The organism is Blastococcus sp. SYSU D00669, from assembly GCF_054050715.1.
Window position 1 is genome coordinate 1 of the sequence record NZ_JBJGZV010000051.1, and the last position, 13,478, is coordinate 13,478.

16 protein-coding genes are annotated in these 13,478 nt (G+C 77.9%); 3 read left to right on the forward strand and 13 right to left on the reverse strand.

What is annotated here, in order from left to right; all coding sequences use genetic code 11:
- Positions 1–507: 507 nt before the first annotated feature.
- The 4 genes from ACI8AF_RS24630 to ACI8AF_RS24645 form a co-directional block, all read right to left on the reverse strand.
- A complete protein-coding gene (locus ACI8AF_RS24630) occupies positions 508–648 on the reverse strand; it encodes a hypothetical protein (RefSeq protein ID WP_456542409.1) in 141 nt (46 codons plus the stop codon).
- Positions 649–1,149: 501 nt separating this feature from the next.
- Positions 1,150–1,833 (reverse strand): response regulator transcription factor, encoded by a 684-nt coding sequence (locus ACI8AF_RS24635; protein WP_456542410.1) that lies wholly within the window; start codon positions 1,831–1,833, stop codon positions 1,150–1,152.
- A complete protein-coding gene (locus ACI8AF_RS24640; RefSeq protein ID WP_456542411.1) occupies positions 1,830–2,996 on the reverse strand; it encodes a sensor histidine kinase in 1,167 nt (388 codons plus the stop codon). The genes ACI8AF_RS24635 and ACI8AF_RS24640 overlap by 4 nt, the downstream gene beginning before the upstream one ends.
- A 92-nt stretch (positions 2,997–3,088) precedes the next feature.
- Positions 3,089–3,706 carry a DedA family protein gene (locus ACI8AF_RS24645; protein WP_456542412.1) on the reverse strand — a complete coding sequence of 206 codons (618 nt, stop codon included), beginning with the start codon at positions 3,704–3,706 and terminating at the stop codon, positions 3,089–3,091.
- Positions 3,707–4,325: 619 nt separating this feature from the next.
- Here ACI8AF_RS24645 and ACI8AF_RS24650 point away from each other — a divergent pair.
- On the forward strand, positions 4,326–4,916 hold the full coding sequence (locus tag ACI8AF_RS24650; protein ID WP_456542413.1) for a hypothetical protein: 591 nt from the start codon (positions 4,326–4,328) through the stop codon (positions 4,914–4,916).
- 16 nt (positions 4,917–4,932) lie between these two features.
- Here the strand turns inward: ACI8AF_RS24650 and ACI8AF_RS24655 are convergent, their stop codons facing one another.
- The gene (locus ACI8AF_RS24655) at positions 4,933–5,469 is read right to left on the reverse strand and encodes an amphi-Trp domain-containing protein (protein ID WP_456542414.1); all 537 of its coding nucleotides are present in this window, start codon (positions 5,467–5,469) and stop codon (positions 4,933–4,935) included.
- 152 nt (positions 5,470–5,621) lie between these two features.
- On the opposite strand from ACI8AF_RS24655, the gene ACI8AF_RS24660 reads away from it, so the two are divergent.
- Positions 5,622–6,941 (forward strand): hypothetical protein, encoded by a 1,320-nt coding sequence (locus ACI8AF_RS24660; RefSeq protein WP_456542415.1) that lies wholly within the window; start codon positions 5,622–5,624, stop codon positions 6,939–6,941.
- A gap of 425 nt (positions 6,942–7,366) precedes the next feature.
- Here ACI8AF_RS24660 and ACI8AF_RS24665 read toward each other — a convergent pair whose 3' ends face one another.
- The 5 genes from ACI8AF_RS24665 to ACI8AF_RS24685 all read right to left on the reverse strand — a co-directional run bounded on the left by ACI8AF_RS24665 (position 7,367) and on the right by ACI8AF_RS24685 (position 10,653).
- Complete coding sequence (locus tag ACI8AF_RS24665) at positions 7,367–7,540, reverse strand: hypothetical protein (RefSeq protein WP_456542416.1); 174 nt, start codon at positions 7,538–7,540, stop codon at positions 7,367–7,369.
- Positions 7,541–8,029: 489 nt separating this feature from the next.
- The gene (locus tag ACI8AF_RS24670) at positions 8,030–9,268 is read right to left on the reverse strand and encodes an FAD-dependent oxidoreductase (protein WP_456542417.1); all 1,239 of its coding nucleotides are present in this window, start codon (positions 9,266–9,268) and stop codon (positions 8,030–8,032) included.
- Positions 9,265–9,519: a helix-turn-helix domain-containing protein gene (locus ACI8AF_RS24675; RefSeq protein ID WP_456542418.1), complete on the reverse strand. Its 255-nt coding sequence runs from the start codon at positions 9,517–9,519 to the stop codon at positions 9,265–9,267. The genes ACI8AF_RS24670 and ACI8AF_RS24675 overlap by 4 nt, the downstream gene beginning before the upstream one ends.
- The gene (locus ACI8AF_RS24680) at positions 9,519–9,998 is read right to left on the reverse strand and encodes a DUF2975 domain-containing protein (protein ID WP_456542419.1); all 480 of its coding nucleotides are present in this window, start codon (positions 9,996–9,998) and stop codon (positions 9,519–9,521) included. The genes ACI8AF_RS24675 and ACI8AF_RS24680 overlap by 1 nt, the downstream gene beginning before the upstream one ends.
- 67 nt (positions 9,999–10,065) lie before the next feature.
- Positions 10,066–10,653, reverse strand: coding sequence for a TetR/AcrR family transcriptional regulator (locus ACI8AF_RS24685; RefSeq protein WP_456542420.1), 588 nt, complete (start codon positions 10,651–10,653; stop codon positions 10,066–10,068).
- Between the two features lie 98 nt (positions 10,654–10,751).
- Here ACI8AF_RS24685 and ACI8AF_RS24690 point away from each other — a divergent pair, with 98 nt between their 5' ends.
- Positions 10,752–11,876 carry a helix-turn-helix transcriptional regulator gene (locus tag ACI8AF_RS24690; RefSeq protein ID WP_456542421.1) on the forward strand — a complete coding sequence of 375 codons (1,125 nt, stop codon included), beginning with the start codon at positions 10,752–10,754 and terminating at the stop codon, positions 11,874–11,876.
- On the opposite strand, the gene ACI8AF_RS24695 is transcribed toward ACI8AF_RS24690, so the two are convergent.
- The 3 genes from ACI8AF_RS24695 to ACI8AF_RS24705 are packed head-to-tail and all read right to left on the reverse strand — an operon-like array spanning position 11,845 to position 13,474.
- Positions 11,845–12,144, reverse strand: coding sequence for a DUF6510 family protein (locus tag ACI8AF_RS24695; protein ID WP_456542422.1), 300 nt, complete (start codon positions 12,142–12,144; stop codon positions 11,845–11,847). The two genes, ACI8AF_RS24690 and ACI8AF_RS24695, sit on opposite strands and share 32 nt — an antisense overlap.
- Positions 12,144–12,899, reverse strand: coding sequence for an FAD-binding oxidoreductase (locus tag ACI8AF_RS24700; protein WP_456542423.1), 756 nt, complete (start codon positions 12,897–12,899; stop codon positions 12,144–12,146). Before ACI8AF_RS24700 ends, ACI8AF_RS24695 begins: the two co-directional genes overlap by 1 nt.
- Positions 12,869–13,474, reverse strand: a complete 606-nt coding sequence (locus tag ACI8AF_RS24705) for a molybdopterin-dependent oxidoreductase (protein ID WP_456542424.1) — start codon at positions 13,472–13,474, stop codon at positions 12,869–12,871. The genes ACI8AF_RS24700 and ACI8AF_RS24705 overlap by 31 nt, the downstream gene beginning before the upstream one ends.
- Between the last annotated feature and the right edge of the window lie 4 nt (positions 13,475–13,478).

A 13,478-nucleotide genomic window follows, 5' to 3' on the forward strand; every position in this document is an offset into this window, starting at 1 on the left:
CCCCCCCCCCGCCCCCCCCCCCCCCCCCCCCCCCCCCCCCCCCCCCCGCCCCCCCCCCCCCCCCCCCCCCCCCCCCCCCCCCCCCCCCCCCCCCCCACGGCGCTGGCGGCGGCCGGCCGCGAGCGGCTGCGCGCGGCGTGGTCCCCGGCGCCGTCCGGGCCGGCCGGCAGCGCCTGACGACGCCTCAGGAGGTGCGGCGTCCGCTGCGCATCCCCTCGAGGAACGCCCGGAGGAGGTCCTTGCCGACGCTGCGCACCGTCACCGGCGCGGGCTGGACCTCCTGCCGCCGTCGCGGTCGGCGGCGCGGAGGGGCCTGGCGACCGCGCACGCCGGAGCGACGCGCAGGCTGTGCAGAGCGGGCCGAGCGTGGCATGACGGCCACCATCCGTTCCGTGCCCGGGGGAAGAGGCGAGCAGCGTCGCACGTCGGGACCGGTGCGCTGCCCCCGGGCGGCGCCACGGGGATGCCGTCCGGCGGGGCGACCGCGCAGCGTGGCCGGCAGCTACGTCACGCTCCTCCGACCCGCGTCACGGCCCGGTCGAGCAGCGGCACGGCGCGCTCCACGATCTGGCCGGCCAGATCGGGGTCGACGCCGAGCGCGGCGAGGAGCAGGGGGAGGTCCACCGCCCGGCCGAGCTCGCCCCGCACCGACGGCACAAGCTCGGACAGGCCGTCGACGTCGACCGCGCTCGCGACGGCGGAGAGCTGCAGCGCCCGTGCACGCCGGCGGGCGGGGGCCAGCTCGCGGTCGACGAACCCGGCGATGCGCTTGCCGTCGCCGCGCCGCGGGTCCGCAGCGTCCGCATCAGCAGCTCGGCATACCCGCGCTCCGCCTCGAGGTGCTCGACGCGGGCGGCCAGGTAGTCCGCGAGCGCCTTCCGCTGGACGTCGGTGGACCGGCGGAAGTGGCCGCCGGCCTTCTTCGCCACGGGCTCGCCCTCCTGCGGAGGTGGCGAGGTGACCGCGCCGCCGGGACCACCCGCCCACGGGGGGAGGCGGGTGGGGACCACGACGGCGCGGCCCCTCGTCCGCGTCATCGCCGACGCCCTGCCCAGGGGGCGCGCTGCCGCCCCGTGCACCCCACCGGCCCCGGGAACCGCTCCCGCCCCACCCGGCCCCGCGCCGGGCGCGGTGGGCGATCCGGGCGCGTCAGCGCGGCTCGGGATCGCCCGCCCGGACCAGGCGGGTCTGGTAGGCCAGCACCACCAGCTGCGCGCGGTCGCACGCGTGCAGCTTGCTCATCGCCCGGTTGACGTGCGTCTTCACGGTCAGCGGCGAGAGGAACAGGCGCGCGGCGATGTCGTCGTTGCTCAGCCCGTGCGCGACGAGGGCCACCACCTCGCGCTCGCGGTCGGTGAGCACGTCGAGCGCCGGGTCGGCCGGACCGGGGGCGGCGCCGTGCGGCTCGGCGAGGAAGCGGGCGATGAGGCTGCGGGTGGCCCGCGGGGAGAGCAGCGCGTCGCCGCGGGCGACCACGCGCACGGCGTCGAGCAGCTCGTCGGGCTCCACGCTCTTGCCGAGGAACCCGCTCGCCCCCGACCGCAGCGCCTCCAGCACGTACTCGTCGGCCTCGAAGGTGGTCAGCACGACCACCCGGACGCCGGGCAGGTCCGGCGACCCGGTGAGCTCCCGGGTCGCGGTCAGCCCGTCGGTGCCGGGCATGCGGATGTCCATGAGGACGACGTCGGGGCGCAGCGCCCGCGCCTGCCGGACCGCCGCGGCGCCGTCGCCGGCCTCGCCGACCACCTCGAGGTCCTCCGCGCTGCCGATGAGGGCGGCGAAGCCGGACCGGATGAGCACCTGGTCGTCGGCGAGGAGCACGCGCACCGTCACGCCGACGCCCGCGGGACGAGGGCCGAGACGGTGAAGAGGCCGTCGGCCGCCCCGGTGACCAGCCGGCCGCGCACCGCCTCGACCCGCTCCCGCATGCCGATCAGGCCGTGCCCGCCGCCCGGCGCGGCCCGGTCCGCGGCGCCCACGGGGTTGCGCACCTCGATCGAGACCCCCTCCGGCCCGTGGTGGATCGCCAGCTCGGCGGTGCCGTCGCCGTGCTTGGCCGCGTTGGTGAGCGCCTCCTGGACGACCCGGTAGGCGGTCAGGTCGTGGATCGGCGGCAGCCCGCCCGGCTCGCCGGTGACCGTACAGCTCAGCTGCAGCCCGGCCCGGCGGGCGGAGTCGACGAGGCCGTCGACCCGCGCCAGGCCCGGGGCGGGCTCGGTGGGCGCGTCCTCCTCCGGGGTGCGCAGCAGGCCGACGATCGCCGACAGCTCCGAGAGCACCGTGCGGCTCGCCTCCCGCACGAGGCCGAGCGCGGCCGAGGCCTGCTCGGGTCGCGTCCCCATCAGGTGCCGGGCCACCCCGGCCTGCACGTTGATCACCGAGATCGAGTGGGCGACGACGTCGTGCAGCTCGCGGGCGATGCGCAGCCGCTCGTCGGTCACCCGGCGCTCGGCCTCCTCCTCGCGGGTCAGCTCGGCCTGCCGGGCCCGGGCCTCGGCCGCCTCCAGCGCGGCCCGCTGGCTGCGGACGGCGACGCCGACCGCGGCCGCGCCGCCGCCCCACGCCAGGGCCTCCAGGCCGGGTACGTCCATGCGGTCGTCGAGCCAGGCGCCCTCGACGACCACCGACGCCAGGACGAACGCCGCGGCGGAGACCAGGACCGCCAGCGCGGTGGTCCGCAGGGACAGCTGCCGGCCGACGCTGTAGAGGGCCAGGCAGGCCGCCGCCCCGGCGACCGTGCTGAGGCCGCCGACGAGCACGGCCAGCACCCCGGCCGTCGTGGTGGCCGCCCACACCGGCAGCGGGTGCTCGCGGCGCACGACGAGGGTGGCCGCGCCCAGGAGGAACAGCCCCACCGCCGGCAGCCCGGGCGGCCGGGCGTCGGGCCCGTGCCCGTTCAGCCCCGGGAGGGCGAGCAGGACGACGAGCACGGCCAGGCCCGCGTCGACCAGTCGCGGGTGCGCGGCGGCCCAGCGCCCGGCGCCTTCGAAGGTCACGGGGACCCGGCCTACCCCATGGGGAGCGGCCGATCCGCCCGGCGCGCCGGAGGAGCGCCCCTCGTCGGTCGGCAGCGGCCGGCGGGCCGGCATCAGGGCTGGACCCGCACGGCGCGCAGCCGGCGGACCACGAGGGCGAGGACGACGGCGCCGGCGGCCGCGGCCAGCGCGACGGGGGTCGCCGTCTCGAGGACGCCCACCACCGACTCCCAGCGGTCGGCCAGCGCCACCCCGAGCCACAGGAAGGCGGTGTTCCACACCGCCGCGCCGAGGCTGGTGAGCAGGAGGAAGCGGCCGACCGGCATGCGCAGCGTGCCCGCCGGCACCGACACGAGGACGCGCACGCCCGGGACCAGGCGACCGAACAGCACGACGAGGTCGCCCCGGCGGGCGAACCACGCCTCCGCGCGCGCCAGCCGCGGCCCGGTGATGCCGAGGACGCGCGGCAGCCGCAGGACGAGCGGCCGGCCGCCGGCCCGGCCCAGCAGGTACAGGCCCCAGGAGCCGAGCACCGAGCCCACGGTGGCGGCCAGCGCCGCCGCCCAGAACAGCAGCGACCCGCCGGCGGTCCGCACGCCGACCAGCGGCAGGACGACCTCCGACGGGATCGGCAGCACGTTCTCCACCAGCATGACCGCGGCGAGGCCGACGTACCCGAGGGCGTCCACGACCTGCTCGGTGGCCGAGACCAGCCCGTCGACGACGCTCACCGGGTCCTGCCCGGGCGCTGCGGGGTCATGGCGACGAGCCTGCCGCGCCCGCGGGCCGGCGTCGTCGTCCGCGCGCAGGCACCGTGCGGGCGGGCGTACCGCGGATGCAGTAGGCGAGGAGCCAGCGCCGGGACGACGCGCCCCGGCGCGCGGACGGCGACGCTGGTCGTCGTGCTCGTCGCCCCGTTCCTCCGCTTCGTCGCCATGGGGGCGACGTCGAGCGCCGCCTACGGGCTGCTCTTCCTCCTGCTCGGCGCGGCCACCGGCGCACCCGACCTGCTGCGCAACCTGGTGGCCACGGGCGCGTCCACCGTGCTCGGCAACGAGCTGCACCGCCGGGTCACCTTCGCGGCGGGCGGGGCCTCGGCGGCGCGCGGGCAGGGGGTGGGCGGCGGCATGGCGCTGGTCGGTCTGGCGGCGAACAGCGTGGCGCTGGCCGGGTGGGCCGTGCTGGTGCCCGACGCGGGCGAGCCGGCGACGCTGGCCGTCGTGTACGGGGTCAACGGCCTGGTCGGGCTGGTCAACTTCGCCGCGCTGCGCTGGGCCCTGGGCGGCCGGGCGGTCCGACCGGTGCGTCGCGGCCGCCTCCGCGCGCGCCGGACCGGCAGACTGGACGGCCGTGGACCACTCCCCCGGCGCCGTCGTCGCCCGGTTGCGGCCCCTGCTCCTCGCCGTCCACGAGGCGCTGTCCCGCGGCGTCGCGGTGAGCGCGGCGATCCACGCCGAGCACGGCTGGAACCCGGCCGCCGACCGGCACCTCGACCACCAGCTCGTCCGGCGCGAGGCGATGGAGCAGCTGCGGCCGTGGGGCGCTGACGCCGACGACCTGTCCGATCCGCTGCTCGCCCGGCAGCTGGCGCTCCTCGACACCAGCACCGACAACCTCGGCCTGGCGATGAGCGGGCTGATCCTGCGCACCCCGACCGACGTCGTCCGGGTCTGGCGGTCGGAGGACGGCGAGCTGCCCGCGGCCGCCACCGACGGCCTGCGCGCCTTCTACCGGCAGGAGCCCGACCGCCAGCTGCAGCTCGACGTGGCCGGCCCGCCGGCGCCGCGCACGCGGGTGGACCACCTCGCGCTGCTGTGGGCCGACGCCGGCGGCGACCTCACCCGCTTCGACCTCGTGCGGCCCTCCGGCTCCGTCGGCCGGCGGGTGCAGGTCGACTGGCACGTCGACCTGCGGCGCTTCCTCGTGCTCCCCGCCGCCTGACCCCGGCCGGGGGCGATCAGCCCTGCGCCGGTCGGCGGCCCGCCGGCCGGCCGCGGCTCGTGGGCGCCCGGCGCCCGGCGCCCGACGTCTTCCCGCCCTCGTCCGCCCGGGGCTGCCCGGCTCCCTCGTCCTCGTCGTCGGACGCCTCCGCGGCGGACCCCTCGCCGGCCGAGCCGTCCTCGGACCGCGCCTCCGCCTCCGACGGCCCCTCCTCCTCGGACGGGGGCTCCTCCTCGGACGGGGGCTCCTCCTCGGACGGCGTCCCCTCCCCGGCGGGGCCGTCGTCCCCGGCTTCGCCCTGCTCCTCGGGCGCGCCGGCGGACCCGCTCGACCTCGACCACTTCAGCTCGAGCTCCAGCTCGATCTCGTCGCCGTCGACCTGCACCTCGAGCTCGCAGCGGACCCGCTCCGCCACCGACAGCTCCAGCGTGCTGGCGCCGAACCGGACGGAGACCTCCCCCGCACCCCCCAGCCCCCGCGCGAGCCCGGAGAGCAGGGCCGCCACCTCCTGGCGGCCCAGCTCCAGCTCCTGCTCGACCTTCAGTTCCGCCATGGCTCGGCTCCTTCTCCCGACGACGACCGCTGCTCGTGCCCGTCTACCCGTCCCCGCCGGTCCGCACAACCGGGCGGCGCAGGGCGTTGCCGTGCGGGGACCGGCGGCGGACGATGTCGCACGCGACGGGGGCCTCGTACCGGGAGGACCGGATGCGCGCGGACGGGTCGGTCGTCGGGGTGGACGTCACCGGCGGCGCGCTGCCGGTCGCCGGCGCCGGGGCGCGCTGCCCCGCGGAACTCGACCGCCGGGACGCCGGTGCCCAGGTGCGCGCGGAGATCGCCCGCTGGCGCACACCCGGGGTGCGCGAGGAGGAGCTCGACGGCCGCGCCCTGGCCCGCGCGGTGACCCGGGAGGTGCGCTGGACCGGCACCCACGCGCTGGACCCCTCGCTGCTGGCCGACCTGGCCGACGTCCGCGCCCGGCACCGCGGCCGCGACGCCGCCCTCGACGCCTTCCTCGACTGCGCCCTGGCCAAGCACGACGACCGCTACTGGAACCGCACCTACCTGTGCCTGCCGGTCCTGGAGCGGCTGGTGGACGGCCCCGGCGAGCCGCTGGACCCGGTCGCCCTGGCGGCGCTGCTGGCCGCCGACGTCGTCCGGCACGAGCTGTGCGCGTCCCGGCGGGACAAGGCGGTCGGCCCGCTCGACCGGCCCGACGAGCGCACCCTGCGCACCCGCGTGCGCCAGGCCGTGCGGTTCCTCACCGCCAACCTCGGTGCGCCGGCGGCGGCCGAGCTGCTGGCCGGCATCGCGCACGACCCGGAGGCCGGGCTGCCGGAGATCCTGGCCCGGCTGCCCGTGGCCCCGGAGTGCTGGGCGGCGGACTGGCTGGAGCTCACCGTGCTCCCCGTGTCGACGGTGCACGACGAGTACTTCTTCATCCGCGCGCTGCAGGCGCACGAGACCGTCTACGGCGTCGCCGCCCGTCGGGGCGCGGCCGCGGCGGCGGCCCTGGACGACGACCGGCCGGCCGACGCCGCCGCGCTGGTGGACCGGGCCACCGCGCTGGTCGAGCGCGGGCAGTCGCTGTTCCGGATGGTCGCCACGCTGCGGTACGAGGCGTTCCACACCTTCCGCGAGTTCACCGACGGCGCCAGCGCTATCCAGTCCGAGCAGTACAAGCGGTTCGAGGCGCGCTGCGGCACCCCGCCGGCCCACCGGCTGGGCTGCCCCGCGTTCGAGAGCGTCCCGGCGGTCACCGCCGAGCTGGCGCGGGACACCTCCTCGCTGGCCGGAGCCTGGCTGGCGGCCCGCGACCGGTCGCCCGCCGACCTCGCGGGGGTGACGGCGAGCATGGCCGCGCTGGAGGCCGCGCACCGCCGGTGGAAGGGCACCCACCTCAGCGTGGCCGCCCGCATGCTCGGCGACGCCGGCGGCAGCGGCGGCACCTCCGGGGTCAGCTACCTGCGCTCGTGGGTGGACCACCGGCTGTTCTGGGCCCTCGGGGACGCCGCAGCCACCGGCTGACCCGCTCGCGCCCGCGCCGCAGGGGACGGCGCCGGCGGGGCCGGTCGCGGACGGCGGTCAGCCGCACCCGCGCGGCGCCGGGCAGGGAGCGGACCCGCCTCGCCGCGCGTCCGGCGCCGGCGGCCGTCCCGCGCAGCCGCGCCCGCAGCCGCTCGGCGCCCCGCAGCCGCCGAGCCGGCCCGACCGGCGGTCCGGCCCGACCGGGGACCACCCGTCCCTCGCGTTCCCAGCGGGCCGTGTCCCGTCTCGCCAGGACCACGACCCCGGCGATGACCAGGATGAACGCGAGGACGTCGACGATCGCCCAGAGCATGGCGCTCCACCTCTCGGAGCGGCCGGAGGCGTTCCGGCTCCGGAGCGTCCCGGCGGCACCCGAACGATCCCGCGCCGGGGGCCGGCGGGCAAGGGCTCCCTGCGCGGCGTCGTCAGGCCGCGTCCCGGCCCCGCGGTTCCGCCGCCGGCGGCGCGGCGAGGTCCGCCAGGGCCCGGCGCCAGCGCACGGCGAGGACCTCGAGCCGGAGCAGGGCCCGGTCGTAGATCTGCTGGACGTCGATCTCGAGGGCCGTCGTCACCTCGTCGTGGGCGGTCGCTCCGGTCATCGCGGGTCCCTCCACCAGTGGTCCGAGGGAGGGACCGCGCCGCCGGTTCCCTCGCCCACGGGGGAAGACGAGGGCAGGACGGCGGCGCGGCCCCTCACCCCTGTCATCGCCGGGCGGCCGGGTAGGGGCGCCCTCGGCACCCCTACCGCCCCTCCCGCCCCTCCCGCCCCTGGAGCCCCACCCGCCCCAGGAGCGCCGTCCTGTCGGTGCCGGCGGCGAGGATGCGGGCATGGCGGCCTTCTTCCTCCCGCGGGCGAGCGACGACGAGCAGGCCGAGCGGCTCTACGACGCGCTCGCCGAGTTCGCCGGCTGCGAGCCGGCGCCGGCCGGCCGGCGGGTGCACGCGATCGCCTTCACCGCCGACGGGGCCGAGTGGGAGGCGCGGGTCGGCGAGGAGCTCCGCGGACGGCGGACGACGTCGCAGCTGCGCCGCGGCGAGCTGGTCGAGCGCACCGAGCACCTGTCGTCGCCCTCGCGGGTGCTGGCGATCTACCCCGGCAGCCCGTTCGTCGTGGTCACCGACGCGGCGCCGATCACCGGTGCGGCGTCGGAGTGGGCCAACCCGTTCGCGGCCGCACCCGAGCGGATCACCTGGTTCGACGCCGGCTGAGCGGGGACCACGTCGGGGAACGACCGGTCGCCGAACAGGATCCGGCGGGCCGCCGCCCGCCCCGGCGGCGTGCGCAGCAGCGCGAAGGCCGCGGCGGCCACGGCCGGCGTGCGCACCTGGGCCAGCCCCCGGCGCAGCGCGAGCCGCCCGCGGAAGCCCGCCCGCAGCGCGGCGCCGTCGTAGGCGGCCAGCCGGTCCGGCCGCCCGGTCCGCAGCGCGTCGTCGAGCACGTCGACGGCGTGGTCGGACAGCCGCAGGCACGGGTCGAGCCCGCCGGCGGTCAGCGGCGACACCGCTCCGGCGGCGTCCCCCACGAGCAGCCCCTCGGCGCAGCCGATCCGGGGCAGCAGGCCGCCCACCGGGATGGGGCCGCCGCGCCGCTCGACGTCGTCCGGCCGCGCGACGCCCGCCAGTCCCGGCGCCGAGGCGGCGAACCGGTCCAGCGTCCGGCGCAGCCCGTCGGGGAAGCGGTCGGCGTAGCCGGCCACCCCCACGTGGGCGTGCTCGCCGTCGTCCACCACCCACGCCAGGTAGCCCGGCGCGAGCGCGGGGTCGAGCACGCAGTGGAACGTCGGCGGTCGCTCGCCGGGCGGGACGGGGAAGACCTCCTCCGCGCCCACCAGCAGGTGCCGGTTGCGGTCCAGGCCGAGGTCGCGGGCGACCGCCGAGCGGGCGCCGTCGGCACCGACGACGAAGCGGGCCCGCACCCGGTGCGGACCGGCCCCCGCCAGGAGGTACGTCCCGTCGCGCCGGCCCGCGTAGCGGGTGCCCAGCGCGATCCGCACGCCGGCGGCGGCCGCTTCGCGGGCGGCCGCCTCGTAGAGCGCGCCCATGTCGCCGACCCGGAACTCGTCGCGACCGGACTCCAGCGCGACCGGCCGGCGCAGCCCGGGCGGGTACAGCACGACCCGCCGGATCGGCGGGCCGAGGCACTCCGGGGGCAGGGCGAAGTCGTCGAGCGTCTTGCGGACGAAGATGCCGGTGGTCCGGATGGCGCCGGCCAGGCCGGTGCGCCGGTCGACCAGCAGCACCTCGTGCCCGCGCCGGGCCAGCTGCGCCGCGGTGCGCAGGCCGGCCAGCCCGGCGCCGACGACGAGCACGTCGACCTCGGCGGTCACCGGCGGCCCTCGCGCGCGACCGGCTCGGCGGTCGGCACGGCGGCCTCGTCGTCGACCCACTCGAGCAGGTCGCCCGGCTGGCACTGCAGCACCCGGCACATCGCCTCGAGGGTGCTGAAGCGGACCGCCTTGGCCCGGCCGTTCTTCAGCACCGCCACGTTCGCCGGCGTGAGGCCGACCCGCTCGGCGAACTCGCCGACGCTCATCTTGCGCCGGGCCAGCTCCACGTCGATGCGCACGACGATCGGCATCAGATGACCGCCTCCATGTCGGTCCGCAGCGTCGTCGCCTGCAGCAGCAGTGCCCGCATCACCACGACCAGCAGCCCGAGCACCGCCGCGGCGACCAGCGTGAGCAGCAGGGCGGTCGACGGCCCGGCGACGCCCCAGACGGCGACGGAGTACAGCAGCGCCCCGGCCAGCAGGGCGCACTCGGCGACGATGGCCCACACGATCGCGTCCACCCAGGCCACGGAGGCCTCGGAGAAGATGCGGTCGGCCTCGACCAGGGCGAGCAGCCGCCAGGTGCAGACGATCACCACCTGGACGCAGAGCAGTCCCAGCACCGCGACGCCGAGCGACGGCCAGCGCACGTCCGCCAGCTCCGGCCAGTCCGCGGCGAGCTCGCCCCACAGCGACGGCAGGACGACGACCTGCGCCGTCCCCAGGGCGGCGAACGCCAGCGCGAGCAGGACCCGGAGCATGCCGACCACCCGGCGCGTCGTCCCCATGCATCGAGTCTCGATGGGCACCTATCGAAAGTCAATCGATCGAGGCGTCGTGTCGTCGTCGTGGACGTCAGGCCGGTCGGCAGAGGAGGCCCCGCAGCTCCTCGAGCGAGCGGGTCGTCGCGCCGGTGAGGGGCCCACCGCCCGTCCGCCGGCACCGGACGGCGGTCCGGAGGACGAGGATTCCCACCCCGGCCTCGAGCAGTGCCCCGGTGTCCGGCGCGGCGAGCCCCCGGAGGCGGGCCGGCCCCGCGGCGAGCGGGCCCTCCACGTCGCGCTGGACGGCCAGCGCGGAGCGCATGAGCCCCGGGTGGCCGACCACGATCTGGTCCCGCAGGGCCGGCGACGAGTCCTGCGACTCGAGGAAGGCGGCGAACCGCACGAGCACGGCCGGCAACCGAGCCGGCTCCGGGAGGGCGCCCACCGCGTCGACCGCGTCCAGCAGCGCCTCGGCGAACTCCTCCCGGTAGGCGAGGACGACACCCTCCTCGGAGCCGGAGTGGCGGTGGGACGTGGCCGGCCCGACGGCGGCCGCGGCGCACACCTCCTCGACGGTGACCCGGTCGGAGCCCCGGCTGCGGAAGAGCTCGAGCGCCGTCCACTCGATGCGGCCCCGCCGCCGCTCGCGTGCCCGGGCCCTCGCCGTCGTCGCGGTCATGGCCCCTCCTGGCCGCCGCGACGGGGGGCGGTCGCGGCGGCCCGGGCTCCTACGCCGACACCGCGGTCACCGCCTGCCGGATCACGTCGGCGACCACCTTGGGGACGGGCCGGACCGGCCGTGGAGGAGTCGACCGGCTGCACGCCTGCCGTCCGGCGCTCTGGCGCGTCGTCCACGACGGGCGGGCCGGCGGGGCGGCCACCTCCGCCGTCCAGGCGCTGATGATGCTGTGCCACGACGACTTCCGCGCCGGACGCTGGGAGGAGGCCGCCCGGGCGGCCCAGGAGGGGATCGAGTGGGGCGAGCGGCTCGGCTACCGGCTCATCTCCATGCCGGGGGTCTACTGCCGGGCCATGCTCGCCGCGGCCCGCGGCGAGGAGGCGGCCACCCGGTCGTCGACCGGCGACCTGCTCAGCTGGGCCGCGCCGCGCGGTGCGGTGATGATCGAGCACTTCGCGCACCGGGCGCGCGCCCTCGCCGCGCTCGGCCGGGGCGACTACGAGGAGGCCTACCGCCACACCACGGCCATCAGCCCGCCGGGGCGGCTGGCACCGCACGTCCCGGCCGCCACGTGGGTGGCCAAGGACCTGGTCGAGGCCGCGGTGCGCACCGGCCGGCACGCGGAGGCCGCGGCGCACGCCGCGGCGATGCAGCGCGCGGAGATCTTCCGCCTGCGGCCCCGGCTCGCCCTGCTGGCGGCCGGCGCCGCCGCGCTGGTGGCCACGGGGGACGACGCCGCCGCCCGCTACCGAGAGGCCCTCGCCGTCCCGGGAGCGGAGCGGTACCCCTTCGAGCGCGCCCGGGTGCAGCTGGCCCACGGCGAGCACCTCCGCCGGACGCGCGCGACCTCGGCCGCCCGGCGGGAACTGGCGTCGGCCCTGGAGGTCTTCCAGCGGCTCGGCGCCCGGCCCTGGGCCGGTCACGCCGCGCACGAGCTCCGCGCCGGCGGCCGGGCGGCGCCGCGGCCGCCGGACGGGCGGGGCGGTCCCGTGACGCTGACCCCCCAGGAGCACGAGATCGCCTCGCTCGCCGCCTCCGGCCTGTCGAACAAGGAGATCGGCAGCCGTCTGCACCTGTCCCCGCGGACGGTCTCCGGGCACCTCTACCGGGTGTTCCCCAAGCTCGGGGTCTCGACCCGCGCAGCCCTCCGCGACGCGCTCGCCGGTGCACCGCGGCCTCCGACCGAGCCGGTCAGGCCGACGACACCGGCGCCGGGACGGTGAGCAGCTCGGCCCCGCGCAGGTCCACCAGCAGCTGCCCGTCCCGGGACGCGAACCGCATCACGACCCCGGAGCAGCCGGGGCAGCGCAGCACCATGCCGGGGGCGTCGGCGTAGAGGAGGTGCGAGCCGAGCACCGACGTCGTCCCGCAGCCGGCGCAGCGGGACCGGGCGGTGGTCATGTCCACCGCGAAGAGCTCGGCCAGCGCGCCGCCGGCGGCGTTGCCGTCGAGACGGCGGGCGCTGGTGGTGTCGGCAGCCATGTCGGTCATCACGTGTCTCCAGCGTTCCCGAAGCGTTCGATCCTGATCGAGCGGGGTTCGTGTCCGAGGTCGACCAGCGTCGTGGCCACGGCCTCGGCGAACGTCGTCGGCCCGCAGACGAAGACCCGCGGGCGGTCGGCCGGCGCCAGGGCGCGACGGCGCAGCATCGCGGCGTCGATCCGCCCGGTCTCCCCCGTCCAGCCGGGAGGCGACTCCCGGGTCAGGGTCACCGTCGTCTCCGGTCCGAGCAGCTCCCGGGCCAGGACGTCGGCGGCGGTGCGGGCGGACAGGAGCAGCTGCATCGCCGTGGAGCTCCCCTGCCGGCGGCGGTGGTCGAGCATCGCCGTGAACGGGGAGACGCCGGTGCCGCCGGCGACCAGCTGCACCGGACGCCGCCCCTCGCCGGGGTCGGCCCGGTCGGCGGCGGCCGACCACACGAAGTAGCCCCCGATGGGCCCGCGCAGCTCGATCACGTCGTCGGGCCGCAGCTCCGCCGTCAGGTACCCGGAGACCTCGCCGTCCGGCAGCCGCTCGACCAGCAGGTGCAGCTCGTCGACGTCGGGCGGCGAGGCGATGGAGTAGCTGCGCTGGGCGGAGTAGCCGTCCTCGGCGGTGAGCCGGACGTCGACGTGCTGCCCCGGCAGGTGACCGGACCAGCCGGGCACGTCGAACACCAGCCGGTGCACCCGGGCCGATTCCGCCCGGTTCTCCAGGACCCTGGCCTCCAGCCAGGTCAGTCGCCGCTGTACCGCTGCTCGCGCCATGGGTCGCCGTAGAGGTGGTAGCCGAAGGTCTCCCAGAAACCGGGGCCGTCGTGGTGGCGCAGGGTCAGCCGCCGCACCCACTTGGCGCTCTTCCAGAAGTAGAGGTGCGGCACGAGCAGTCGGGCCGGTCCGCCGTGGTCGGGGGCCAGCGGCTCGCCGTCGTAGGTGTCGACGACCCAGGCCCGGCCGCCGGTGAGGTCCTCCAGCGGCAGGTTCGTGGTGTAGCCGTTGTCGCTCTCCGCGAGCACGTGGGTGGCCGTCGTGGGCAGGTCGCGCAGCAGGGTGTCGACGGCGACGCCCTCCCAGCGGGTGTCGAACTTCGACCACTTCGTCACGCAGTGGATGTCGACGGTGAGCGCCTCCCGGGGCAGTGCCCGGAACTCCTCCCAGTTCCAGCGGCGCACGGTGCCGGACCCGTCGTCGATGCTCAGGTCCCACCGCGACAGGTGCGTGCGCGGGGTGGGCCCGGCCGACAGCACGGGGAACGCGGTGCCGACGTCGTACTGACCAGGGGGGAGGCGGTCGTCGTCCGACCGGGTCCTCCCCCGGCCGAAACCACGGCTCAGGACGGGCATGCGG

What these genes read in the sequence shown, in the direction of transcription:
- ACI8AF_RS24705 (WP_456542424.1), bottom strand. Translation starts at nt 13,474, where the DNA reads ATGCCCGTCCTGAGCCGTGGTTTCGGCCGGGGGAGGACCCGGTCGGAC.
- ACI8AF_RS24700 (WP_456542423.1), bottom strand. Translation starts at nt 12,899, where the DNA reads ATGGCGCGAGCAGCGGTACAGCGGCGACTGACCTGGCTGGAGGCCAGG.
- ACI8AF_RS24680 (WP_456542419.1), bottom strand. Translation starts at nt 9,998, where the DNA reads ATGGGGACGACGCGCCGGGTGGTCGGCATGCTCCGGGTCCTGCTCGCG.
- ACI8AF_RS24665 (WP_456542416.1), bottom strand. Translation starts at nt 7,540, where the DNA reads ATGACCGGAGCGACCGCCCACGACGAGGTGACGACGGCCCTCGAGATC.
- ACI8AF_RS24660 (WP_456542415.1), top strand. Translation starts at nt 5,622, where the DNA reads ATGCGCGCGGACGGGTCGGTCGTCGGGGTGGACGTCACCGGCGGCGCG.
- ACI8AF_RS24655 (WP_456542414.1), bottom strand. Translation starts at nt 5,469, where the DNA reads ATGGCGGAACTGAAGGTCGAGCAGGAGCTGGAGCTGGGCCGCCAGGAG.
- ACI8AF_RS24695 (WP_456542422.1), bottom strand. Translation starts at nt 12,144, where the DNA reads ATGACCGACATGGCTGCCGACACCACCAGCGCCCGCCGTCTCGACGGC.
- ACI8AF_RS24685 (WP_456542420.1), bottom strand. Translation starts at nt 10,653, where the DNA reads ATGACCGCGACGACGGCGAGGGCCCGGGCACGCGAGCGGCGGCGGGGC.
- ACI8AF_RS24675 (WP_456542418.1), bottom strand. Translation starts at nt 9,519, where the DNA reads ATGCCGATCGTCGTGCGCATCGACGTGGAGCTGGCCCGGCGCAAGATG.